The organism is Actimicrobium sp. CCC2.4, from assembly GCF_034347385.1.
Classification (GTDB): Bacteria; Pseudomonadota; Gammaproteobacteria; order Burkholderiales; family Burkholderiaceae_D; genus Actimicrobium.
Genome location: NZ_CP133777.1, coordinates 2,924,811 through 2,948,643, shown reverse-complemented (window position 1 = coordinate 2,948,643; position 23,833 = coordinate 2,924,811). Strand labels below are relative to the sequence as shown.

The 23,833-nt window shown below is 61.7% G+C and carries 22 protein-coding genes; 10 read left to right on the top strand and 12 right to left on the bottom strand.

What is annotated here, in order from left to right; translation table 11 throughout:
* The first annotated feature begins 128 nt into the window (after nucleotides 1-128).
* The 7 genes from RHM62_RS13465 to RHM62_RS13435 all read left to right on the top strand — a co-directional run bounded on the left by RHM62_RS13465 (nucleotide 129) and on the right by RHM62_RS13435 (nucleotide 8,269).
* Nucleotides 129-2,303: an NHL repeat-containing protein gene (locus RHM62_RS13465; protein ID WP_322122594.1), complete on the top strand. Its 2,175-nt coding sequence runs from the start codon at nucleotides 129-131 to the stop codon at nucleotides 2,301-2,303.
* A 182-nt stretch (nucleotides 2,304-2,485) separates the two neighbouring features.
* Nucleotides 2,486-4,588, top strand: a complete 2,103-nt coding sequence (locus RHM62_RS13460; RefSeq protein ID WP_322122593.1) for an NHL repeat-containing protein — start codon at nucleotides 2,486-2,488, stop codon at nucleotides 4,586-4,588.
* A 183-nt stretch (nucleotides 4,589-4,771) separates the two neighbouring features.
* Nucleotides 4,772-5,050, top strand: coding sequence for a DnaJ domain-containing protein (locus RHM62_RS13455; protein ID WP_322122592.1), 279 nt, complete (start codon nucleotides 4,772-4,774; stop codon nucleotides 5,048-5,050).
* Nucleotides 5,047-5,574 carry a hypothetical protein gene (locus tag RHM62_RS13450; protein WP_009666559.1) on the top strand — a complete coding sequence of 176 codons (528 nt, stop codon included), beginning with the start codon at nucleotides 5,047-5,049 and terminating at the stop codon, nucleotides 5,572-5,574. Before RHM62_RS13455 ends, RHM62_RS13450 begins: the two co-directional genes overlap by 4 nt.
* Nucleotides 5,575-5,646: 72 nt before the next feature.
* Nucleotides 5,647-6,402: a hypothetical protein gene (locus RHM62_RS13445; RefSeq protein ID WP_322122591.1), complete on the top strand. Its 756-nt coding sequence runs from the start codon at nucleotides 5,647-5,649 to the stop codon at nucleotides 6,400-6,402.
* A 4-nt stretch (nucleotides 6,403-6,406) separates the two neighbouring features.
* Complete coding sequence (locus tag RHM62_RS13440; RefSeq protein WP_322122590.1) at nucleotides 6,407-7,633, top strand: hypothetical protein; 1,227 nt, start codon at nucleotides 6,407-6,409, stop codon at nucleotides 7,631-7,633.
* Nucleotides 7,634-7,768: 135 nt separating this feature from the next.
* Nucleotides 7,769-8,269, top strand: a complete 501-nt coding sequence (locus RHM62_RS13435) for a hypothetical protein (protein WP_322122589.1) — start codon at nucleotides 7,769-7,771, stop codon at nucleotides 8,267-8,269.
* Nucleotides 8,270-8,320: 51 nt separating this feature from the next.
* Here RHM62_RS13435 and RHM62_RS13430 read toward each other — a convergent pair whose 3' ends face one another.
* The 5 genes from RHM62_RS13430 to RHM62_RS13410 form a co-directional block, all read right to left on the bottom strand.
* The gene (locus RHM62_RS13430; protein WP_322122588.1) at nucleotides 8,321-9,859 is read right to left on the bottom strand and encodes a class I SAM-dependent methyltransferase; all 1,539 of its coding nucleotides are present in this window, start codon (nucleotides 9,857-9,859) and stop codon (nucleotides 8,321-8,323) included.
* A gap of 129 nt (nucleotides 9,860-9,988) precedes the next feature.
* Nucleotides 9,989-12,256, bottom strand: coding sequence for an ATP-dependent DNA helicase (locus RHM62_RS13425; protein ID WP_322122587.1), 2,268 nt, complete (start codon nucleotides 12,254-12,256; stop codon nucleotides 9,989-9,991).
* A gap of 2 nt (nucleotides 12,257-12,258) precedes the next feature.
* A complete protein-coding gene (locus RHM62_RS13420) occupies nucleotides 12,259-12,768 on the bottom strand; it encodes a hypothetical protein (RefSeq protein WP_322122586.1) in 510 nt (169 codons plus the stop codon).
* Nucleotides 12,769-12,881: 113 nt separating this feature from the next.
* The gene (locus RHM62_RS13415; RefSeq protein ID WP_322122585.1) at nucleotides 12,882-13,307 is read right to left on the bottom strand and encodes an OsmC family protein; all 426 of its coding nucleotides are present in this window, start codon (nucleotides 13,305-13,307) and stop codon (nucleotides 12,882-12,884) included.
* Nucleotides 13,308-13,390: 83 nt separating this feature from the next.
* Nucleotides 13,391-16,036 carry a bifunctional acetate--CoA ligase family protein/GNAT family N-acetyltransferase gene (locus tag RHM62_RS13410; RefSeq protein ID WP_322122584.1) on the bottom strand — a complete coding sequence of 882 codons (2,646 nt, stop codon included), beginning with the start codon at nucleotides 16,034-16,036 and terminating at the stop codon, nucleotides 13,391-13,393.
* A 148-nt stretch (nucleotides 16,037-16,184) separates the two neighbouring features.
* On the opposite strand from RHM62_RS13410, the gene RHM62_RS13405 reads away from it, so the two are divergent.
* On the top strand, nucleotides 16,185-16,811 hold the full coding sequence (locus RHM62_RS13405; RefSeq protein WP_322122583.1) for an SAM-dependent methyltransferase: 627 nt from the start codon (nucleotides 16,185-16,187) through the stop codon (nucleotides 16,809-16,811).
* Between the two features lie 5 nt (nucleotides 16,812-16,816).
* Here RHM62_RS13405 and RHM62_RS13400 read toward each other — a convergent pair whose 3' ends face one another.
* Nucleotides 16,817-17,182, bottom strand: coding sequence for a hypothetical protein (locus RHM62_RS13400; protein WP_009666570.1), 366 nt, complete (start codon nucleotides 17,180-17,182; stop codon nucleotides 16,817-16,819).
* A 277-nt stretch (nucleotides 17,183-17,459) separates the two neighbouring features.
* Between RHM62_RS13400 and RHM62_RS13395 the strand changes: the two genes are divergently transcribed.
* Nucleotides 17,460-17,840 carry a hypothetical protein gene (locus RHM62_RS13395; RefSeq protein ID WP_322122582.1) on the top strand — a complete coding sequence of 127 codons (381 nt, stop codon included), beginning with the start codon at nucleotides 17,460-17,462 and terminating at the stop codon, nucleotides 17,838-17,840.
* 16 nt (nucleotides 17,841-17,856) lie between these two features.
* Nucleotides 17,857-18,495: a CDP-alcohol phosphatidyltransferase family protein gene (locus RHM62_RS13390; RefSeq protein ID WP_322122581.1), complete on the top strand. Its 639-nt coding sequence runs from the start codon at nucleotides 17,857-17,859 to the stop codon at nucleotides 18,493-18,495.
* Nucleotides 18,496-18,611: 116 nt separating this feature from the next.
* Here the strand turns inward: RHM62_RS13390 and RHM62_RS13385 are convergent, their stop codons facing one another.
* From RHM62_RS13385 to fliD, 6 genes are read right to left on the bottom strand one after another with little or no spacing between them, the layout of a single operon-like run.
* A complete protein-coding gene (locus RHM62_RS13385) occupies nucleotides 18,612-19,379 on the bottom strand; it encodes a flagellar brake protein (RefSeq protein WP_322122580.1) in 768 nt (255 codons plus the stop codon).
* 29 nt (nucleotides 19,380-19,408) lie between these two features.
* Nucleotides 19,409-19,702 carry an EscU/YscU/HrcU family type III secretion system export apparatus switch protein gene (locus RHM62_RS13380; RefSeq protein ID WP_322122579.1) on the bottom strand — a complete coding sequence of 98 codons (294 nt, stop codon included), beginning with the start codon at nucleotides 19,700-19,702 and terminating at the stop codon, nucleotides 19,409-19,411.
* A complete protein-coding gene (locus RHM62_RS13375) occupies nucleotides 19,702-20,655 on the bottom strand; it encodes a flagellar hook-length control protein FliK (RefSeq protein ID WP_322122578.1) in 954 nt (317 codons plus the stop codon). The genes RHM62_RS13380 and RHM62_RS13375 overlap by 1 nt, the downstream gene beginning before the upstream one ends.
* Before the next feature lie 2 nt (nucleotides 20,656-20,657).
* Nucleotides 20,658-20,993, bottom strand: coding sequence for a flagellar protein FliT (locus RHM62_RS13370; RefSeq protein WP_322122577.1), 336 nt, complete (start codon nucleotides 20,991-20,993; stop codon nucleotides 20,658-20,660).
* 6 nt (nucleotides 20,994-20,999) lie between these two features.
* Complete coding sequence (fliS, locus tag RHM62_RS13365) at nucleotides 21,000-21,476, bottom strand: flagellar export chaperone FliS (protein ID WP_322122576.1); 477 nt, start codon at nucleotides 21,474-21,476, stop codon at nucleotides 21,000-21,002.
* Between the two features lie 12 nt (nucleotides 21,477-21,488).
* Nucleotides 21,489-23,828: a flagellar filament capping protein FliD gene (gene fliD, locus RHM62_RS13360; protein WP_322122575.1), complete on the bottom strand. Its 2,340-nt coding sequence runs from the start codon at nucleotides 23,826-23,828 to the stop codon at nucleotides 21,489-21,491.
* Nucleotides 23,829-23,833: the final 5 nt, after the last annotated feature.

Below are 23,833 nucleotides of genomic sequence, written 5' to 3'. Positions count from 1 at the left end.
CGCCCACCGGCTTGTTTCATGGGATGAGCCACATCAACGTCCAGGCAGGTAGCGTGAACGCTGCCCATCGGGCGGTGTACCTTTTTGTGGTTGCAGCCGCGTGCTGTTCACCTCACCCTGGCGGAACCATGTCCCTATTAACTGTTGGCAAACGTGCGCCGGATGTGGCGCGCACGATGGCGTCTGTCCTGTTGTGTCTGACCCTGTGGGGCTGCGATGCCGGCCTTGATCCGTTCGCACTTGCCGGTGCCGGGTTGCCGCCGGTAGCGATGCGGATTTCGCCGTTCGTTGCTACCGTGCCGGCATCAGCGGCACCAGCCGTTGCCGTTGCAGCCGCGACGTCCGCGAGTGCCACGCAGCCCGGGCTGTCACTGGTGGCAGGATCACCGGGTGGAGCCGGCAATCTCAATGGCGTCGGCAGTCTGGCGCGCTTCGCTTATCCGGGCAGCATGGCGGTCGATACTGCCGGGAATCGGTATATCGCCGATCAGAACAATAACCAGATCCGCAAGGTGCGGCCGGATGGCAGTGTCAGTACGCTGGCCGGAGCAAGCGCGTCGACACCGGGTGCTGCCGATGGCCGCGGTGCCGCAGCCCGTTTCTACTCGCCGGTAAGTATCGCGATTGATCGCGCCGGCATGCTGTACGTGGCCGACTCGGTCAACCATACGATCCGCAAGGTAAGCCCGCAAGGCGTCGTCACGACCTTGGCCGGCCGCGCCGGTGACCCCGGTAGTGCGGATGGCCGGGGCAGTGCGGCGCGGTTTTTTGACCCGAAGGGTGTCGCGGTCGATGTTGCCGGTAACGTGCTCGTCAGCGATAGCGCCAATCAGACGATACGCAAGATCAGTCCGGACGGGAATGTAACGACACTGGCCGGCAGCGCCAACAATGTCGGTGCCCTCGATGGCATACGCAGCGCGGCGCGTTTCTCCTATCCGGAGGCGCTGGTCACGGATGCCGCCCGCAATGTCTATGTGGTCGATCGCGGCAACGGTTTGCTGCGCAAGATCACGCCGGCCGGCATCGTGACAACCCTCGCCAGCGGGGTCAACGGTGTGAACTTCAAGGACATCACGGGGACGGTGAAGGGCTATGTCGACCTGGCCGGTCTGGCCATTGATGCCAACGGCATCTTGTACGGGGCCGACCAGTCTGCCGGCAAGATCCATCGGATTACGCGACAAGGCGTGGTGACGACGCTGCCATTCGATGCGCGACCACCGGGGCAGCCGCGGGAAATCATGCCGCTCGGGATTGCCGTCGATCCGTCCGGCACGCTGTCTGTGACCGGGCAATACAGTGTGTATGTCGTCACGAACGGCACCACCTTCAAGCGACTGGCCGGATTGCCACCGGAACTGGCGCTGGTGAATGGGGCCGGTGCACAGGCGCGCTTTAACCTGCCGTGGGCCGTGACGAGCGACGCCACCGGTAACTGGTATGTCGCCGATGCCGGCAATTCCATGATCCGCAAAATCACACCGGCCGGCGTGGTCAGTCAACTGGCCGGCAGTGGCAAGTGGGGCAACGTCGATGGCACTGGTACAGAGGCCAGTTTCAAGGCGCCCAAGGGGATTGTTGCCGATCCGCTGGGTAACGTGTTTGTTGCCGACACCACCAATTCGACGATCCGCAAAATTACGCCCGCCGGCGTGGTCACCACGATTGCCGGCGCGCCGTCATCGACCGGCAGTACCGATGGTCCCGGCAATCTCGCGCGCTTCTCGAGTCCGGAAGGCATTGCCATCGATGCGCAGCGTAACTTGTATGTCGGCGATACCGGCAACCATACGATCCGCAAGATATCGACCAGCGGCGTGGTGTCGACACTCGCAGGCAGCCCGGGCAGATACGGCAGCGAGGACGGGACCGGTGCCGCGGCACGCCTGGCTTCGCCACGCTCGATGTCGGTCGATCAGGCCGGCAATGTCTATGTGATTTCCTATCGGGCGGTGCGCAGGATCACGCCGGCGGGCGTCGTGACGACCTGGGCCGGCCAGGCGCTGGCGTTCGGCAATGTCGATGCGGTGGGTGAAGATGCGCGCTTCGGTTACCTGCTGGCGCTGACCGCAGATGCCGCCGGCAATGTCTATGTGTCGGATACCGCTGCCACTACGATCCGCAAGATTGATCCGTGGCGGCGCGTCACCACGGTTGCCGGTTTGCCGGGATCGATCGGCATACGGACCGGGGTTTTACCCGCCAGCTTCGCGTTCCCGTCAGCACTCGCGGTGACCGGACCGGCCACGCTGGCAGTCATTGACGAGAACGCGGTACTACGGCTGGTTCTGCCGAAATAACCGGCACTCAACACGGCGCCGGTGACCATGATGTTCACCACAATGAGCAAGATCAATGCGCAGGCAGATGCCATGAACGCCGCCTGCCGGGCGGTGTATTTTTGCCGCCTGCAGCCGATTGCTGTCAACTTCACCTTGGTGGAAACATGTCCCCCCTTAGTCTTGTTCGTCGTGCCCCTCTTGTGGCACGGTCGCTCCCGCCTGTCCTGTTGTGCTTGTTGCTGTTGGCGTGCAGTGCCGATTTTGATCCGCTCGCACTTCTCGCCAGTGAGACCACGCCGGTATTGAGGCAAAGCGCCATCGCGGCAACGATGCCGGCGTCGGCACCCTCTGCGCAGCCCGGACTATTCTTTGTCGCCGGTTCAACCGGTGGTGCCGGCAATTTAAGCGGCAGCGGTAGTCAGGCGCGGTTTAATTTTCCGGTCGGAATTGCCGTCGATGGCGCCGGTAACCGCTACGTCGCGGACTGGCAGAATCACGTGATCCGCAAGGTCAGTGCGGATGGTAGCGTCAGTACGCTGGCCGGGGCGATGTCGATACCAGGTGCGGCGGATGGCACTGGCGCGGCGGCGCGCTTCAACTATCCGCAAAGTATTGCGATTGATCGCGCCGGCACGCTGTACGTGGCAGATACGAATAACCAGACCATCCGCAAAGTCACTGCGCAGGGCGTCGTCACGACCATCGCCGGACGCGTCGGGGTCGATGGCAGCACGGACGGACGCGCTAACGCCGCGCGCTTTTCGTATCCGCAGGGGATCGCGATCGATGTCGCCGGGACCGTGCTGGTCAGTGACACCTACAACCACACCGTACGCACGATCAGCCCGGGCGGAATGGTGGCCACGCTGGCCGGCAGCGCGGGCAATTTTGGTGTCCTCGATGGCGTGCGCAGCGCCGCGCGCTTCAGTAATCCGCAGGGATTGGTGACGGATGCGGCGCGCAATATTTATGTGGCTGATGCCGGCAGCGGCTTGCTACGCAAGATCACGCCGGCCGGCATCGTGACGACGCTGGCCGGCTCGCTGGCCAATTTCGAGCTCAAGGATGGGACCGGTGCAGCAGCCGGTTTTGAAGGCCTCTCTAACCTGGCCATTGATAGTGCCGGCATCCTGTACGGTGCTGACCAGTACGCGCGCCGGATACGCCGGATCACGCCACAAGGCGTGGTGACCACCTTGCCGGTCAATGCGCTGGCCGCCATCCATCCGCAAGTGACGATGCCGCTAGGCATTGCGGTTGATCCATCCGGCGCGCTCTCGGTGACCGGGCAATACGGCGTGCACGTGATCACGGGTGGTACTACGCTCAAGACGTTGGCAGGCAAAGAGCTGGTGCGGGGTATCGTCAACGGCAGCGGGGCGAAGGCGCGGTTTGGCAGCCTGCAAGGCGTGACCAGCGATGCCTCCGGTAACTGGTATGTCGTCGATACGCCGCATCACATGATCCGCAAGATCACGCCGGCCGGTGTGGTCAGCCAGTTGGCCGGCAATGGCAAGCCGGGTGGGGTCGATGGCACCGGTGCCGCAGCGAGCTTCAACTATCCGCGCGGCATTGTGGCCGACGCGCTCGGTAACCTGTTCGTCGCCGATACGTTCAATTCGACGATTCGCAAAATCACGCCGGCCGGCGTGGTCACCACCATCGCCGGCGCGGGTTCGTCGCCGGGTAGCGCCGATGGACCCGGCAACGTTGCGCGTTTTTTCGAGCCGGAAGCCATTGCCATTGATGCGGCCCGTAACCTGTTCGTCGCCGATACCGGCAATCACACGGTGCGCAAGATCACGGTGGCCGGCGTGGTCTCGACGCTGGCAGGTAGCGCCGGCAAGTACGGCAGCGATGATGGCACCGGTGCGGCGGCGCGCTTCCTGAAACCGCCCGGCATTGCGGTCGATCCATCCGGTAATGTGGTTGTCAGCCAGCCGGCCTACGGCACCATCCGCAAGATCACGCCGGGCGGCGTCGTCACAACCCTGGCGGGCCGGGTGCTGGAGACGGGTGCGCTGGACGGTGCGGGCGACGCCGCGCGTTTCTTCAACCCGCAAGGTCTGGCGGCGGACAACGCCGGCAACGTCTATGTTGCCGATGCCGGGAACAATACGATCCGCAGGATAACGCCATCGGGACAAGTGAGCACTGTCGCGGGCGTGCCGGGATCAGTCGGTATCCGCACCGGTGCCTTGCCCGGCAGTCTGGCGCAACCGATGGCGCTGGCGCTGGCCGGTGCGACTACGCTGGCAGTCATCAACGAGAACGCCGTGCTGCGTCTGGTGCTGCCAAAATAGCCGGCAAGCCATCGTCGGGCGGGCTGGCCCGGCCCGCCATAAAACAGGTCCGCGCGCGGGCGGACCCACTCTGCCGTCCCCCGGTGGTGTATCCTTGCACCTCCATGATGGCAACGCCGGCGCGACGCCACTGATCGCCTCCGGCAGTGCCTGACTTTTGTCACGCAACACACATCCTCACCCATGAAAAACTACTACGCCGTGCTCGGCCTGGACAGCGATGCAACGGCTAGCGCCATCAAAAGCGCTTACCGCAAAAAAGCATCCGAATTCCATCCGGATAGAAATACGGCGGTCGATGCACCTGAACAATTTCGCGCCGTGCAGGAAGCCTACGACTTGCTTGCCGATGACGCAAAACGCCATTCCTACGATGAGAGTCGCCGTCGCAGCCTGCTGGAACGACCGCTGGAAACCGCCGAAGAAATCTGGAGAACCTACATGAACAAGGTACTGCAATGAGCCTGTCCTATTATTTCGAAGACCTGTCGAAGGCCTACAAGGCCGAACTGGAAGACCTGCAAAGCGATTCCGAAGGCAACGATATCCTGGCCAAGCGCCTCAAGGACAAGCGCTCCCAGTTCAAGCTGCTGATGCCGATGATAGAGACCGCGCCGGAGATGGTCGCCGTGGCGTTTCATGGCGACATCAACTTCGTCAACCTGCAGGCGCTATACCTGCTGTCGACCACGGACCCGGAAGATTTTCCGGCGTGGAGCGAGCTGGTCGATGCAGTGCAGTTTTCGGTCGACACGCAAAAGCTGGCCGATGACGTGCTGCTGGAAACCGGCGGTGAACGCTTCCTGATCACGACGATCTGCCTCGAATACCTGCATGGCAAGGGTGGCAACAGCCATCGCGCCGCCGCCGATGACGAAGAGCATGACGAAGGTGAAAACGGTCGCGACGATGACGACGATGAGCGCGATCTCGATGAAGCCGGCTCCGAATGGATGTCCGAGCAGGGTTTCGACCGGCGCGAATAGGCGTCGCCAGACTGCCACTTGCGATAACGCGGACCGCGTGTCCGCTCGACCTTTTTCCTGATTAGAACGCCCATGTCCAATGCACTCGTACTGAAAGCCGCCAGCCTGATCCGGGCTGGCGATATCGCCGGCGCCGAATTCGCGCTGGTCTCGCTGGCCGAAGCCGAGGGCGATTTCGCCCTGGTGGCGGTCCTCGAACAAATGCCTCCCAAGGATTTGCTGGCCGTGATCCGCGAATTCGATTCGTCGCACGAATCAGTGGTCAACCTGGTGGTGACGCCCGAACAGTTCGCCCGCGCGCTGGTCATGGAGCGGCTCTACGGTGACCATACCCACACGCATTTGCGCGGCATGATCAATGCGGTGCTGTTTCGCGAAGGCAGCGATACCGACGACTTCCTTGAGGCGATTGGCGACATCGACGGCGGTTGCGAAGCTCTGATCGATTACCTGCGCGATCACGACGAGATGATTGTTCACTTCGCCAATTACGGGACCTTCAACCATCTGCACTCCCGCAAGGCGGTCGTCGAAGACGAAGACGCCGAAGGCCTCGCACAGGATGTCCATGCCGAAGAAGACGATGTCATCGACAAGTCCGAGGCCAGCGACCGTGACTGGAAAGAAGTGACCTGGCTGCTGCGCAATCACCATCCGGACATGTTCGAGCAGATCCTGCCGCAAATCAAAACCCACCTGAAAAAACGCCTGCAGGCCGAAGCCGATCTGGAGCGGATGGAACTCGATCCGACTGCCGTGCCGGTGCGCCGTGACGCGCCCGTGGTCAGCAAGCCGGTCGCCGGACCCGACGAAGAATCAGCGTTGTAAGGCCATGACGACACCCAAGCAAGCTGTCGCCTTAGTCGACAAGCGACCCTTTTTTGAAAAGGCGCTGACCCATGGTCTGGCCAAGGGAATCATCGATGTCAGTCGTTGCAATGTGATCATCGCCGATGGCGCCAAAGGCACCGTGCAGGTTGCGACGCACTTCGCTACGCCGCATTTGCAGGCCGAACTGGATAACGCGCGCAAGCGCATCGTCACGCTGGTCAGCCTGTACCTCGAAGAGGCCAGCGGTGGTGACCTTGATGCGGCTGCCCGCTCGCTGCAGGAAAACAGTTTCCTGTCCCATTCGCGTGGTGGCAATGACATGCTCAAGCGTTTGTACGCGATGCCGGAAACCGTGATGAGTGGCGACATCAAGAGCCAGTCGCTGATCGATTTCCAGAACGAGCGCACCTTGCTCAAGCCGACTTCGCTGGCGGCTTATCGCAAGGAACTCAAGCGCCGGCAGGAAGCCGTCGACATCACCGCAGCGGCGCACTGGTTTCGTGACGACCTGCGCGTGCCGCCTGCGGCACTCGATTATCTCTCGGTCGAATCGATCATCCGCACGGCCATCCTGGCGCGCCATGCCGGTCTCGACAAAGCCCCCGATCACGCTGAGTTTGCCAAGCTGGTTACCGCGATCCGCAACCAGCCACAGCCCGGCGGCAAGCTCAAGATCGCCAGGACCTTGCTGGACGACGTGCCCGATCCGCACCATGCAATCGCCGAGACCATCCGGCGCGATATCGAAAAACTCGATGGCCCGCTGATTCTCAATACGGCCAATGCCATCGATGTCGTGCTCAATATCATCGTCGAGCGCTATTTTCTGCGTGATGCCGATCTCGACGATATCGACAGTTTTGCCGGCTTTGTGTCGGAGCAATGGCAGGCTGCGATGAAGGGCAAGGATGATCCGTATTCGCGCCTGACCCTGTTCATGTGCCTGGCCACCGGTGCCAAGCCGAAGACCATGGTTACCGATGCCGAAGCCCGCACGATGGTGCGGCAAGTGCGCAAGGCGGGCTTTAACAGCACAGCGGTGGCGGACTTTGTCAATGCCGCCGCGCCCTTCGAGATCAAGGACAATTTGCTGGCCTTGTGGAATGAAGAATTTTTGCCGGAAGCACGTGAACGGCTGATCGATGAAACCGACATCAGCCTGCAGCGGGCGATGATGTTTTTGACCGAAAACCTGAATGTCAAACCCAAACCGAAATCAGCAAAGTAACTTTTTCTTACGGCTGGAATCCTGACGGGCGATAATAGCGCCATACGGATTTAGTTCAACCGATCATGAAACCAGTAGTTGCAGGTCAGCGCATACCGTGACTTGTTCCTGCTCCTATTTTTGGAACTACGTACTTTGACTACGACAAGAAGCAAACGCTGGAACGGCAAGCTCGATACTCTCTCGACTGAATTCCTCAACGATGTGATGGCCCAGATGGCCGCTTACGGAGATCGGGTGCAATTTGCCCTGACCACACCCGGACAGCGACCGAACTACCAGGTCTGGAACAGCTCCGACAAGAAAATGGCGTTTGACAGCAATCACCACTTGCTGCATCCGAAGGCCGACGAATTCGAGGGTGTCAATGCCACTGCGGCGTTCTCGCTCGACAAGATCAAGGAGGCCAAGGCCAACGTCGGCAAGACCAGCAACGTCAAACGCAGCGTGCGCAATACGGCAGCTACCATCAAGGCGACCGACATGGTCGATGCGGCCAAGTACGCGTACTACAAGGAAAATCGCCAGTCACTGCCAGCGGCCATCGGTGATTATTCCGATGAAATCACCACGCTGATGCGCAATGGCATGTCGGCCGACGATGCCTTCGGCGAAGTGGTCAAGCGCCACTTCTGAGCTGTCCGGCCTGTGTATTTGCACGCTGCGCGTGGCCTGCGCAGGCCGGTCTCACAGCATGCCGAGCTGCCGCCAGAGCGGCAGTTTGTCTTCCATCGCAGTGCGCGCATACAACGCAATTTCGTTCTGATTTTCTTCATCCGATTCCAGCATTACGCCATCCCGGCGCAGACGCCGTCCGCGTCGCGCCAGGCTGGCCCGGGCTTGCGCAATCACGGTACTGAGGATTTCCTCCGGTCGCTGTCGTAACACGCCGACCACCAGCAACTCCACCGGATTGACGACGACGCCACTGCCCGTCAACGGCGACGCCAGGGTCCGGTAGTGATCATTGTGGTGACCCTCGTCTGCCAGAACAGCGTTGAGCCTTTGTGCCGCGTCAGGATTGACGGTTCGTGGCACGTACAGGGCTGCTTGTGAGGACCCCGTCAGCATCAGGATTACGCCGAAAGCGGCCGGGAATGGCCGGTTTTTCATGGCATCGGCGCCAAGCAGGTGTGCCAGCGTACAAGGGCCTGCAGCGAGTTTTTCCAGCGTTGGAGCGAAACCGGCTTGGTCGATGCAGACCTCCATGAGGCCTGCCGGGAGCTTGTTCAAGTTGACGTGCCGATGCGGTTTCAGCAACGCCACCGACAAGGTCTGCAGCCATTCTGCCTGCCGGGTCGGAGTCATTTTCCGGGCACCGCGGACAAACACATCGCGCCGGAATTTGCGATTCAGAAAAAAGTCCTTCGCGGTCTCGCGCAGGGCCGGATCGGTAATCTTCTCCAGTACCGCCTGCTTCTCGTCATTGAGGTAAAGCCGCGGCAGCATCTCGCACAGGTCCGATGAGCCAATGAAATCGAGCTTGGCGGCAGCAAGATCGCGTGCCACGTCGAGGTGATAGAGCGGTTCTGCGAACTGGTGCAGGTATTCATGCGCGAGGTAGGCAGCATTGCCTTTGTTTAAGGTATCCAGCAAATTTTTCAGGGCGGGTGTTTCACTGAAGCCACCGCCTTGTTCCAGATCGAACTGTTCCATGAAACGGGTTGCACTACGCAAGCGCGACGCGCTGTCGCCGCGCTCCCCGTCGGCAAACTCCCGCATGAGTCGCATCAGGGTCCTGTCGGCATTCCATCCGGGGAGCGCGTTGTAGCTGATGTAGACGATGCCGCCAGGTTTGAGGTGGCGCTTCAGGATCGTGATGAGGTGTTGCTGACTCTCCCGGCTGATCCAGGCGTAGACACCATGCAGGGTAATGAAATCGCATTGCGGCAAGGCTGGCGCGGAGCCATCGACCAGGTCGCTAAAACTGTGTTCCAGATAGTGCAGGTTTTCAAGGTGCGTCGCCCCGGCGATCCGGCGCGCGGTGCTGATGTGGGAGGGCATGAAGTCAATGCCGTAGAAGGTTCCCATCGGATGGCCGGCAGCCAGGATGGCCAGCGTATTGCCCATGCCGCAACCCAGCTCGAGATAGGTGTAAGGCCGGTCGGTACGGACCGGCTCGACTTCGTTGAGTACGCAAGCGATATTGAGATAGTCAGGTCCTTGCTCTTGATAGAAACCTGCCGGGTAATCGAGATCCGCTACATAGCCTTGTGACCATTGCATGGTGATATCCAGTCATCGTGAAGTTCGGATTGAGGAAGCCTCGCGGCGTGGCCGGCTTGGCACCGGCCATACTGTGTATGACGCTGCCTTTCACTTAGTTCATTCAATTAGTTCATTGTTCGCAGGAAATTATTCCGGCTGCCACCAGCGCGGCAGCAAGGCCCGTATTTGCGGACGCGGGTAGCGGTCGTCGATCAGCACCACGATGCCGCGATCCGACGGCGTGCGTATGACGCGGCCGGCCGCCTGTACGACTTTCTGCAGACCGGGGAACAGGTAGGTGTAGTCGTAGCCGTAGCCGCTGCCGAAGCGCTGTTGCATGCGCTGCATGATTTGCTCGTTGACCGGATTCATTTGCGGCAAGCCCAGCGTCGCAATGAAAGCCCCGATCAGGCGGTCGCCCGGCAAGTCGATGCCTTCGCCGAACGAGCCGCCGAGTACCGCAAAACCGATGCCGCGTCCGCCGGGGGCGAAGCGCGCCAGGAAGTCTTCGCGGCCGGCGTCATCCATACGCCGCGCTTGCTGCCAGATTGGCAACTCCGGATGCAGCGTAATCAGCCGGGCGGTGACCGCCTGCAGGTAATCAAAGCTACTGAAAAAAGTCAGGTAGTTACCCGGCCGTTCGCGGTACTGCCGGACCATCAGGTCGATGATCGGATCGATCGATCCGGCACGCTGACGAAAGCGCGTCGAAATCGTGCTCACCAGACGTACCGTCAATTGCGCCGCCGTGAATGGCGACGCCACATCGATCCACGCCGTCGTCGCCGGCAAGCCCAGCGTATCGCTATAAAAATGCCAGGGACTGAGCGTGGCCGAAAACAGCGTGGTCGAGCGCGTTGCGGCAAACCGGGGCGCGAGGAACGGTGCCGGAATCACATTGCGCAGGCACAGCACGGCATCGCGGCCGTCTTGCCGGCTGATGTCGCACAGCGAGTGGTCACCGAAGGCCTCGGCCATCCGTGCAAAATGGATCGCATCAAAATAAAAGCGCTGCAAGTCGGCGTCGATGCGGGTCGGATGCTCACTGAAAAATTCACCGATACCGGTGATGCAGAGCTGCAGCGCGGTCACGAATTTGTCGGGCAGGGCGGGCAGCACCTGGTACGGCTCGGCGTTTTCCTTGAGCAGCGCAGTCCAGCAGCGACTGAGCTTGTCGATATTTTTGCGCACGCTGGCCGGTGCCAGCAGGCGCATCCGCATGAAACTGCCGTGATCCAGTTCGGCGCTGTACATCTTTCGGCCGCGTTCGATCAGGTTGTGGGCTTCATCGACCAGCACCGCGACGCGCCACTGGTTTGCCAGCGTCATGCTGTAGAGCATCGCGCTGCTGTCGAAATAATAGTTGTAGTCGCCGATGACCAGATCGCTCCAGCGCACCAGATCTTGCGCGAGGTAATACGGACAGACGGCGTGCTCCAGCGCCACCGTGCGCAGCGCGGCGCTGCCGCTGGCACCGTCGAGTACGGCAGCGGCGCGCGCTTGCGGCAGGCGATCATAAAAGCCCTTGGCGAGCGGGCAGGAATCGCCATGGCAGGCTTTGTCCGGATGTTCGCAGGCCTTGTCGCGCGCCACCAGTTCAAGCACGCGCAAGGGCAGCGTCGGCGTGGCCTGTTTTAGCAGCGCGACGGCACCCAGCGCAAGGCTGCGGCCGGAGGTTTTCGCGGTCAGGAAAAACAGCTTGTCGAGCTGCTGCGCCGGTGCCGCCTTGAGCAGCGGAAACAGCGTGCCGATGGTCTTGCCGATGCCGGTCGGTGCTTGTGCCAGTACGCAGCGTGCGCTGGTCACACCCTGATACACCGCTTGCGCCAGCTCGCGTTGGCCGGTCCGGAAGGCCGGATGCGGGAATGCCAGCGCGCTCCATGCCGCGTCGCGGGCTTGCCGGTGCGCCAGTTCCTGTTCGGCCCATGCCAGGAAACGCGCGCACTGCTGCACAAAAAACTGTTCCAGTTCGTCTGCCGTCATGACCTCGGTGAACACGGTTTCCTGCTGACTGGCGATGTCGAAATACACCAGCGCCAGCGTCAGTTCCGCCCAGCCGCGCTCGCGGCACATCAGCCAACCGTAGATGCGTGCTTGCGCCCAATGCAGCGCGCGGTGGTTTTCCGGCATGCGGCCCAGGTCACCGCGGAAAGTCTTGATCTCTTCCAGCCGATGCAGCGTCGGGTCATAGCCATCGGCGCGACCGCGCACGCGCAGCAGGCCGTGCTCGCCGTTCAGGCTGATTTCAGATTCGTAATTGTCGGAACGTCGCGCCGCCACCAGCACATGGCCGGCGATGCCTTCCTGCGCCGTCGGCGACGGCGTGAAGCGCAGGTCGAGGTCGCCCTGTTTGGCCGTGAATTCGCACAGCGCGCGCACCGCCACCACATAGCGCGGCGTGTCAGCGGTGCTCATGCTTACTGGTTCGGTTTGCGGAAGTCGTTGGCTATCCATGTACTGGCGGTGGCTCGCGTGAGCTTGAAGTTCGGTGCCACGCGCACTTGCGCGAGTTGTTCGCCATAGCCATCACGGGCGGTCAGCATCGCGTACGGATCGTCTTCGTCGGGAACGATATCGAGTAGGACCTCGAACTCGGCGGTATCAGTGCTGACCATCACGCTCTTGTGCAATTGCGCGTGCAGTTGCTGCTCGTGCCGGCGCAAGACTTCGGAGGCGGTCTTGACCAGCGTGTTGAAGGCGTTCGTATCGAGCGGTTTCGGGTCTTTCTTGTTGCGGCCCATCGTCCACGGACCGATCAGCGCCGGTTCGGCTTCGCCATCCTTGATCATCGCGACGGCCCAGCCTTCATCGTCATCGTTCTTGATCACGCGCGCGGTCCAGCCGACGCTGCGCCACAGGCGCGGTTCATTGATATCGGCATCGGGATCGATGTCGGGGAGGTCTTGCTGGTCGGGAGTGTCGGACATTGCCATCAGGGTGGGGTGGGATCGCGTGCACGATCGGGCCCACATTTTACCCTGCAGCGCGAAGGACGGGACGCAGGGCGGAAGCGGTCCGCCGTCCGTCGGTTCACTATTACTTAAGCCTCCAGCCGCGCATCCATCGTAATCGTCGCCGTCAACAATTTCGAGACAGGACAACCCGCCTTGGCCTTGGCGGCGATCTCCGCAAATTTTGCAGCATCTGCACCCGGCATCTTCACAACCACCGTCAGGTGACTGGCGGTGATCTCGAAGCCGTCGTCTTTCTTTTCGAGTGTGACGGCAGCCTTGGTATCGATACGCTCGGCCACCATGCCGGCGTCGCCCAGCATCAACGACAGCGCCATCGAAAAGCAGCCCGCATGCGCTGCACCGATCAGCTCTTCGGGGTTGGTTCCCTTGCCGCCTTCGAAGCGCGCATTGAATCCGTACGGGGCTTCCTTGAGCACGCCGCTTTCGGTTGAAATCGTGCCGCCACCGTCCTTGATACCGCCTTGCCAGACTGCCGATGCATTCTTGATCATGGTGTTTCCTTTCAAAATGGGGAGCGGTCACTGTGCGCGCCGGGGCTGGCAAGGTCTGTGCGCAGCCGCACAAAGTCCACCCGTTAGCCGAGGTCCAGGCGTAGCGACATGATGTGTTCTTCGGGCACCGGTTTTGCAACGAAGCCGAGTTTTTGCGTCAGTGTCAGCAAGCCCTTGTTGTCGGACATGGTCTCGCCAATGATGAAATGGGTGCCGCGGCTGCGGCAGTAATCGATCAGGCGCTGCATCAGCAGGCGACCGAGGCCGCGACCTTTCATGTCGGAGCGCACGATGATGGCGAATTCGGCTTCATGGTTGTCGGCATCGGCCACGGCGCGCGCCACGCCGAGCGTTTCGCGCTGGCCATCGGCGCCGACGCGCGTGGCGATGAAGGCCATCTCGCGGTCATAGTCGATCTGCGTCAGCCGTGCCACCTGCGGCTCCTGCAACTGGCGGATGCTCGAGAAGGCGCGATAGCGCACATCGCCGGCACTGAGCTGATTGAAAAAAATCACATGGGCCTCGCCATCCTCGGGCTTGATTGGACGGATGGTCAGCGCTTCGCCATGCCAGTCGGTTACCTGTTCGAGCGATTGCGGATAGGGCCGGATGGCCAGGCGCGAGCTGCGCTGCGGCCTGGCCACCCGCATGCGGGCATCGAGGGCGATGACGCCGTGACGATCGGCCAGTAGCGGATTGATGTCGAGTTCGACCAGTTCCGGTAAGTCTTCGACCAGGCTCGAGATCTGGATCAGCGTACGGTTGATGGCTTCGAGGTCAGCCGCCGGACGGTTGCGGTAACCGGCCAGCAGCCGGGCCACGCGGGTGCGCGCAATCATGTCGCCGGCCAGCACCGAGTTCAGCGGCGGCAGGCCGACCGCATGGTCATCGAGCACTTCGACGGCGATGCCGCCCTGGCCGAACAGGATCACCGGACCGAAGACCGGATCGGTGCTCACGCCCACAATCAGTTCATGCGCCTGTGGCCGGCGTGCCATCGCCTGCACTGCAAAGCCTTGTAGTTCGGCGTCCGGCTGCAGTTCGCACAGGCGCTTGTGCATCGCACGGGCCGCGTGGCGCACCGCATCGGCGTCCTCAAGGTCGAGCGCGACACCGCCGACATCGGACTTGTGCCAGATCTGCGGCGACAGAATCTTGATGGCGACCGGAAAGCCGATCCGCAGCGCCTGCAGGACGGCTTCATCGACAGTTGCAGCGGTGCTGGTGTCGACCACCGGGATGCCATACGCGGCCAGGATGATTTTGGTCTCCGGCTCCGAAAGCAGCGTGCGGCCATCGGCCAGCGCCGCGCGCACCAGTGCCTGCGCGCGCAGGCGTCCGCTGGTGCCGTGTTCGGGCAGCGCCGGCGGCACCTGCATCAGCAATTGCTGGTTATGCCGGAAATCGATGATCTGCATGAAGCCGCGCACGGCTTCTTCGGGCGTGTCATAGGTCGCGATGCCGGCGGCTGAACAGAGCTGGCGCGCTTCGGACACGGCTGCGCCACCCAGCCAGCAGGTCAGCACATTGCGCGATGATTGCTTCATGAGCGGCACCAGCGCACGCGCAATGTCGGTGCTGGCGACGAGTGCGCCGGGGGCATGGATAAACACAATCGCGTCCGAGTTGGCATCGTTGAGCAGGACCGCCAGCGCGTCGCGGTAGCGTTCGACCGGTGCATCGCCGCCGAGGTCGACCGGATTGGCCTGCGACCAGGACGCCGGCAACACCTGCGCCAGTGCGGTGACGGTCTTTGGTGTCAGCGTCGCCAGCCTGCCGTTCAAGCCGAGCAATGCGTCGTTGGCCATGATGCCGGGACCGCCGCCGTTGGTCAGGATGGTCAGGCATTCGCCATGCATCGGCTTGGCCCGTGCGAGGGTTTCGACTGCACCGAAGAGCGCTTCGGTCGAATTCACCCGCAGCATGCCGGCGCGGCGGATCGCCGCATCGTAAATACTGTCCGGACTGGCCAGCATGCCAGTGTGCGACGCGCCGGCGCGCAGGCCTTCGCCGGAGCGGCCGGCCCGGATCACGAGTATCGGTTTGCCGCGGGCCGCACTGCGGGCGGCCGACATGAACTTGCGCGCCAGCCGGATATCTTCCAGGAACAGCAGGATCGCGTGCGTGGCCGGATCGCCGGCCAGAAAATCGAGCAGGTCGCCAAAATCGATATCGGCACCATCGCCCAGCGAAATGAACTTCGAAAAGCCAAGGCCGCGCGTGGTGGCCCAGTCCAGCACGCCATTCATCAGTCCACCGGATTGCGACACGAAAGCCAGCTTGCCGGGCAGGGCGGGGCCGGACGAAAAACTGGCATTGAGGCCGATGGCGGGCACCAGCAAACCGGCGCTGATATCGCCGAGTATGCGCAGCAGATGCGGCTTGGCTGCCAGCAGCATCGCCTCGCGCTGATCGCTGTTCACGGCGCTCATCACGATGACCGCCTTGCAGCCGCGCTCGCCGAGTGCCGCGATCAGTCCGGGCACCGACGCCGGCGGCGTGCAGATGATGGCCAGGTCGGGGATGACAGGCAGGCTGGCGACATCGTCCCGGACGATCAGACCGGCCAGCACCTGATGTTTCGGATTGACCGGCATGATGCGACCGGCAAATCCACCGGCCACCAGATTGTGCAGGACCGCGTTACCGATGCTGCCGGGACGGTTGGTGGCACCGATCAGGGCCACCGAGGCTGGATTGAACAGGGCTTGCAGGTGTCGGATACTCATCGGTCGCTTTCGGCGCGGAAAATCAATTGTCGGATGATTGCATGGATGTCCGCGCCAAATCTTATTACACTGCGCAGTCTCGCCGGAACCTTCGGCACTTCTTGTCGCGTTACCTCATCCGTCGCGTTACCTTATCCGGAATCACCTCATGCTCATCATCACCATCAAACAAGGCAAGGAAAAAAGCCTGCTCGAAGAACGCCAGCCGTGGATTTACGCGTCGGCGGTCGAACGGGTCGACGGCCGTCCGCAAGAAAAAATGACCGCCGGCATCACGGCGCTGGTGCATACCTCGTCAGGTCAGTTCATCGCCCGCGCGGCCTACAATTCCAAGTCGCAAATCCGCGCGCGGATCTGGAGCTACGACGCCGACGAACCGGTCGATCACGCGTTGATCAAGCGCCGCGTCAAGGCCGCCGTGGCCAAGCGCAGTGGCGCCACCACCAAGCCGGTGGTGCTGGTCAGTGGTGACGAGGATGGCTTGTCGGGCTTGCTGGTCGAATGGTACGGCGGGCTCAAAGGCTACCTGGTGTGCGAATTCCAGGCCGCCGGCGTCGAGGCCTGGAAGGTGCCGATTGTCCAAAGCCTGATGGCCGAGACCGGCTGCAAGAATGTCTATGAGCGGGCCGACGCGCTGCTGCGCAAGGGCGAGGGCTTGCCGGTATTGTCCGGCGTGCTGGCCGGCGACGAACCGCCTGAGGCGATCGAACTGACCGAAAAAGGCGTGAAGTTTTCGATCGACATCAGGACCGGCCGCAGGGACAAGTTCCGGTAAGTCCGTTAATGCTTGCTGGCCGCATCAATATCGGCCAGTGATTCACTGCCGCGCTGCGTGATCGCAAAGGTGCCGTCATCGGCGCGGGTGATGTGACCCTTCTTGCCGAGGAACAGCGCAACATCAGCCGACAGATGGGCCAGCGCGTCGGTCGATACGGCGCGCAAGCCTTCGATGCATTGTTTCAGGAACAGGGTTTGCTGACCTTTTTCGGTCAGCGTCAATTGGCCGTCGCGGGCGTGGCTGATGAATTTCAAGCCATTGAGTTTTTTTGAGTTGCGGGCAACGCAGGCGCTCTGTCGCTCACCGCGGGCGGCATTGCCGATCTGGGTCAGCGCATCGTATTCGTCGGTAGTCAAGCGGTCGTCCATGGTGTTTCCTGTTAAGTATTGTCGTGTGCGCGCATGGTACGCGCCGCGTCGTCCGGCAGCAAGGTCGCGCTGCGCCATTCGAGCCAGCGATCGTCGACCACACTGATACGATTTTGGCAGGCACCGGCGGGTCAGGAAAAAGGAGGGCGTCCATGCGGCGCAGACTATTGCAGAAGACATCAGGCGACGATCAGTTTGCGTATGTCTGCCAGCGAACAGACTGGCCCGGACGGGCGGATTAGCTTAAGGTTTTTGATCGGGAGAAATGATGTCCAGGATGCCCATTTGTCTGACCGCCGTCGTGCTGGCGGCAAGTTTGAGCGGCACTGCCAGCGCTGCCGAATCATCGGCTACCAGCGCCGGAGACCGCTACCAAGCCGAACGTGCGGTCTGCCTGTCCGGCCAGTCTAACCAGAGCGAGGCGACTTGCCTCAAGGAAGCCGGTGCTGCCCGCGATGAAGCCCTTCGTCATCAGCTTGGTGATGGCAACGCCTCCTACGACGCCAACGCCATGCGCCGTTGCGCCGCGCTGCCGCCGGCTGACAAGCGCGATTGCGAGAGCCGGATACGCGGCGAAGGCAGCGTCAGCGGCAGCGTGCGGGACGGCGGGCTGATCCGCGAAACCACCACCATCGTGCCGGCCGATTCGGCCAGATAACTTCAAGGAATCACCGATGCGCGATAACCCCGATGCAGGCAAGCCACGGCATTTTTCGATGCTGCGCGAATTCCATCTGGCCGACTTTTTTACGTTGGGCAATGCCGCCTGTGGGGTCGGTGCGGTTTTTTTATCGATGCTCTACATGGCCAGCGGCTCGATCGTCCAGTTCATGTGGGCAGCAGCAATGGCACCGGCCGCCTTCCTGTTCGATGTCCTCGATGGCCGCATTGCGCGCTGGCGCCAGCAGCATTCGGCGCTGGGACGCGAACTCGATTCGCTGGCCGATATCATTTCGTTCGGCCTGGCACCCGCCGCGCTGGCCTTTGCTGCCGGCCTGCGCGGCGGGCTTGACGTGATCGCACTGGTGTTTTTCGTCTGTTGCGGCGTGAGCCGTCTCGCGCGCTACAACGTCACTGCCGAAGACCTGTCCGACGGTGCCGACAAGGTCGCGTACTTCGAGGGCACACCGATCCCGACCAGTGTGCTGATCACGGCCGTACTGGCCTGGATGGGATGGAGCGGGCAGATCGGTAGCAACATGCTGGGTGGTGTCTGGAACGCCGGCAACTGGGCGCTGCATCCACTGGCATTGCTGTTTGTGCTGTCGGGGTCGCTGATGATCAGCAAGACGGTGCGGATACCCAAGTTGTAGTGCGGTCGGTGCAAGCGCGCATCAAGGCACGACCACAGTTACTAAAGTGCTAGCCGACGTTGAATCCGCCCTGGAAAGCGGCATGCAATTGCCGCAGTGCAGAGCCTCCTAGCGGATCAGCGTATTCCGTTATTCCGCGCATTCTGCTCCCGCTCCAGACGGGTGATATAGCGCTGGATGACCGCCAGCATCGCCTTCGGCAAGTCATGAAACAGACAGCCTAGCCGGCGCGTGTGCTTGCCATTTTCAAGGCGCACATCGACCGAGTTACGGATTTCAAGTGAGGTGACGACGACGGTGCTGCCAGGCAGATAGATCTGGCAACCTTGATAAATACGGCCGACCGTGTGATCCAGTTGATGCTGGTCATCGATGATCGTGATGCCGCCGCCGCTGACATTGAGCAGCGAGAGCGTCACCGGTTGCACGGTTTCGCCATCGACGATCTGTATTGTGCAGCGCAGGGGTGTCGACAGCGGCGTGGCGACACGATAAAACTCGCGTCGCTGCAGCCGGATCATGCTGGCGGGCAGCGCAATGCGCAGGGCTGGCAGGCCGCCGTATTCGCATTCCTCGATCCGGGTGGCGAAGAACAGGATGCGGATGCGTTCGAGGACCGTCTCGAACGATATGTTTTCACTGTCGAGCAAGCGTCTGGTGACGCTGGTATCGGCCGGTACGTCGAGGATCACGTTGCCGTTGACTTCATCGATATGCAGCACCGAGGTTACGGCGGCGTCGCCCGAGTCTTCGACCAGCAGGCGGATCAGCTGGCGCTGGTCGCACAGTGCGCGCATCAGCGCCGTGATTTCGCGGCGGGAACTGACTTTAAATGGACTGAGGTCAAGGTCGGCGTCTCCGCGATCTTCTTGGGATGTGGGCATCGGTTGCTCGTGTGTTGGGAGGCGGAAAGTCACGATGATACCTCGCCACCTGCCGCTTTTGCCGCTTCGATGTGATAAAGCCATGCCAGCAGTTCGGCAATCGCGCGGTACAACGCCGGCGGAATCTGGCCATCGAGGTCGACCTGCATCAGTAGCGCCACCAGTTCCTTCGATTCATGCACAAAGACGCCGTGTTCTTTCGCACGCTCGATGATCTGCGCCGCGATCAGCCCGCGCCCCTTGGCAACAATTTTCGGCGCGGCATCGCCGCTCTGGTAGGCCAGGGCGACGGCGTTCTTGAGCGGCGAATCCGGCTTATCCATCAGGTTTGTTCATCCTGCCGCACCGTCAGCAAGTCGAGCATCGAGCCGGCGGCGGCGAGTGCCTCCGACAACTGCGCGCCGTGCAGTCGCAGCGTCTGCGCGCTGGCCGGATCGGCCGTACGCACCTGCACTTGCACATGGTCGCCGACCAGCGTGATCGTCGCGGCGACCCGACCCAGTGTCGGCAAGTCAAACCGCACCACGCTCTGCCAGCTGCGCTCGGGCGCTTCGTCGTCCGGCGTTTGCTGTTGCTGTGGCTGTTCGCTGACTTCCCACTGCATCGTCTGGCCGGGCCAGACTTCGCCTTGCCATTGCACGCGGGGGATGTCGAGCGTGTTGAGCTGGAGGTTGACGATGCGTGCCGTATCGGGATTGAGCACCGCATCGGGACTGGCCGTGCGGGCGTTGATGTTTTGCGGTTCGCGCAGCACGTCGGCCAGCGGCCGTTCACCATTGGCCCACTGCTGGACATGCGATTCGTAAAAAATGCCGCTGTTGCCAAGCGCGCCCTGCAAGGCGGCGGCGATCTGTGCCGGCGGTGCTGCACCGGTGCTGACCAGTGGTGTCTTGCCGAGCAGGGCGGTGGCGGTGGAGTGTTGCTGCAGGCTGTCGATCAGGCGCGCGGTCGGGCTGAAGGTGGCCGGTGCGGCACCTGCTTCGCCGTCCAGCAAAAAGGTCGCACGCGGTTCGGTCCCCATCAGCGTCATTTGCAACTGGTCACCGACCTTGCTGCCCTGCGGCAGGTTGGCGCGCACGGCAGTATCGGCCAGCTTGACGATGAACGATCCATCATCGAGCAGCGACGCCACCGTGCCCTGGACTTTCTGACCCAGCGCCAGTTGGGACAAGCGGGCGTTGGCGTCTTCGCGTGCATCGCCGATACGCGCGGTCGGATACAGCGACTCGAGCGGAACCAGCGAACGGGTTCCCTGGATATCGATCGGGGCGACCATGCCTAGCCGGCTTGCTTCCCGCCGTAAGCCTGCGACAGCTTGCGCTCGGTGCCGGCGCTATTCATCAGAATCGCCAGTTCGGCCATCCATGGCTGGGTGATGTCGCGGATCAGCCGGTCGTGGGCCAGGATTTTCTGGATGATCTGGACCTTGCGCAGTCGTGTCGCGCCGGTCAGCGCGGTCGGCTCTTCACCGGTTTTCAGCGAACTGACATGCCCGGCCACGCGTGACTCCAGCACCACCAGTTGTTCCCAGTCGCGCTTTTGCGCAGCGACCAGCATCTCGCCTGTGATGTCGGAAACCGTTTCGTACAGCGACAGAACTTCTTGGCTATTCATCGTCAGTCAGGCTTTCATCATGGTAGGTGCATAGGTGGACATGTCGGGTGCTGCCTTGACCGGTGCGGCGGTTGCCGCTGGTAGCGCTTCAGCCTGCTGTCCGATCGCATCCCAGGCCGACTTCAGGTCCATCAGCAAGGTATGCACTTCCTGCAAAATCTCCGGCTGGTTTTTCAGGTTCGCTACCAGCAGGCGATTGCTCATGTAGGCATACAGCGCATCAAGGCTCTCGGCAATCTGGCCACCGACTTTTTTATCGAGGCTGGCACGCAGTCCGTTGTCGATGATCGAGATGGCTTTCGAAATGGACTTGCCTTTGGCCTGAATGTTCCCGTCTTTCATTTGTTGTTCAGCAATCGCGACGGCAACCAGCGCGCCGTCGAACAGCATCACGATCAGCTTGTGCGGTGACGCGGAAGTGACGCCGGTTTCCATGCTGACGGTGGCGTAGGCATTCGCGCCTTTTGAAGATTTTCCGAACATGGCAGTTCTCCGTTAAGAATTCTTGGCGATCGCAGCCAGTTGCTGTGTCAGGTAGGTGCTTGTTGTGTTGAGTTTGCTGATGACGCTGTCGAGCGCGGTGTACTGGGCGCGATAGCGTTTTTCGTTGGCGGCGATGGTTGCGCTAAGTGCGACCTGGCTCTTGTTATTCGATTTTATCGATTCGGCGAGGCCATCGGTGCGCGACGTGACCGGCCCGTTTGCGCCCAGCAATCCGGTCAATAATTTGTTGAGCTGGAAGGCATAGCCTTGTGAATAATTGATCGTGCCGCGCGCACCTAGTGCCACGCCTTCGGCGACCAGGGTCAGACCTTCCGAGGCGTCACCGGTGGCGCCTGTAAGCAATTGGCCGACGCCGACCGCCGCCGCACCATTGATGGTGCCGATCACATCGCGTCCGGCAGTGGGTGTTGGCGTGCCGCCGAACAGGGCGGCCAATGCCGTGCCGCTGGTCACCGTCGCACTGGATTTGGCACCGTAGCTATTCGACAGGATCGACAGCACGCCGGCATTCTGGGTCACCTTGACCGCACTGCCGACCGACGAGAACTCGGTCGCGCCGTTGATCTTGCCCTGCAATTCAGCGGCCAGCGACGTGAAGCTGTAATTGCCTGCGGCCAGCGTGATGGTCTTGGTCACGCCATCGAGCTGCACGCTCAGCGTGTCGTTCGAACCGGTCGTGATCGCTGTGTCGTAGCCGGCCGTGACCGTCGGTGCCGATCCCAGCAGACCGGTTTTGCCATTGCCGCCAGTGACGCTGGCAGCCGATGCCGAGCCGGTCTTGTTCGACGTGATCGTCAGCACGCCGGCGTTGTTGGTCACCGTCGCGCTGGATCCGGCCGTTGTGAAGGCGGACGCCGCGTTGATGCGGGTCTGGACTTCGGTGGCCAGGTCGGCGGCGGTGGCATAGGTTTGCTGCGTCAGCGAAATACTGGTGCTGACGCCATCAAGCAAGACGGTCAGTGAATCATTGCTGCCATCGACAACAAGGTTGGCGGCGGCCGAGCCGGTCGTTTTTGCGCTGCCGGCACCGGTGACGGCGCTCAATCCGACGGCGCTGCCCTGGCGGGCCAGCTGCGATATGTTCACTGCATACGCGCCCGGCTTGGTGTTGGCGGTTGCCGCCGTGTAGGTCACCTGGCTATCGGTGCTCTTGCCGACTGCAGCGAACAGGCCGGCGATATCGGCATAGTGGTCCTTGACAGCCGCCTGCAGCTTGGTGTTGTCAAGCGTCAGCCCACCGGTTTTTTGTAGCGAGACACCGATCTCGGACAGGATCGAATACGCGCTGTTGCCGCCGGCGACAGGCGCATTGAGCACATTGCGGATCTGGGACTGGATCGAACGGATCGACGAATCGCCGTTCAGCACGGCCGCCGTGTTGGTGGTCGCATCGAAGGCCGAAACATTGTTCAGCGTTTGCGTAATCTGGTTGAAGGCATTGACAAACTGCGTGACTGAATTGGTGATGGCGGCGGTATCGCGCGCCACGGTCAGGTTCACGTTGGCGCCCGCTGCGGTCTTGGCGAGCAAATTGAGCGTCACGCCCGGCAGCACGTCGGTAACGGTATTCGAGGTCTTCGACACGGCGATGCCGTCAATCGAGAACAAGGCATTGGCAGCGGTCTGGTTTTCGGTCATCGCTTGCGTGCCGGCAGGATCCTGGCCGAGCAACGCCGACAGGGCGGCATCGCCACCGACCGAAATCTTCATGCTGTTGCTCACCCCGGTGCTGCCCTGGGTCAGCACCAACCGGTAAGGCGACGTGCCACCATCATTGAGAATGGTCGCCGTCACGCCGATGCTGGCACCGTTGATGGCATCGCGGATGCCGGTCAGCGTATTGTTACCCGCATCGATGGTGACGGTTTTGACCCCGGCGGCATTGCTTGTGAAACTCGACCCGGTATATTTACCGCTAGCTGAAGTACCACCGCTGATGGTGCCGAAATCAAACGTCAGCGTGCCGCTGCCGATGGCGGTATTGCTAGTGAGCTGACCCGGCGCGACCAGTTTTTGTGCCTGCGCCAGACTAGTCACTTGCAATGAATAAGTGCCCGGCACGGCAATCGAACTGCCGCTGGCCGAGGCTACGGTCGCATCTGACGAACTGACGGTAGCAGCCTGAAACTTGGTGATGTCCGATAGCCCGTTGACCGCACTCTGGAAAGACGAAAGGGAACTCTTGACACTGCCCATGGCTGACAGCTTGGCCTGGAAACTTGCCTGTTTTTTCGCCAGTGTCGTCAGCGGCTGGCGGTCGATCGCTACAAGCTGACTGACGATCGAATTGACGTCGAGACTTGATCCAATACCGGGTGCGGAAATAGCCATGGTGT